A 281-nucleotide genomic window follows, 5' to 3' on the forward strand; every position below is an offset into this window, starting at 1 on the left:
GCCTCGGCCTGCTCGCGGATCGCGTCCATGGCCTTGGCGGTGTCGGAGACCGCGCGCAGGCCCTGGCGCGAGGTCTGGGCGGTGGCCTGGGCGGTGGCGATCACCTCGGTGGCGCGCTTGCCGATCTGGGCGCCGGAATGAGTGATCTCGTCGACGGTGGCGGCGGTCTCCTGCACGGCGGCGAACTGCTCCTCGACCGAGGCCGCCTGCTGCTGGGCCGAGGCGCGGATCTCGGCGGCGGCGGCGTTGAGGTCCGAGGTCGCGGCCCGGTTGGTCCGGGC

The 281-nt window shown here is 75.1% G+C and carries 1 pseudogene; it reads right to left on the reverse strand.

Annotated features, from left to right (window positions below):
* Positions 1 to 281 (reverse strand): annotated as a pseudogene (locus MKL11_RS16695) (chemotaxis protein); the annotation flags it as partial.

The organism is Methylobacterium sp. J-077 (genome assembly GCF_022829365.1).
GTDB lineage: Bacteria > Pseudomonadota > Alphaproteobacteria > Rhizobiales > Beijerinckiaceae > Methylobacterium.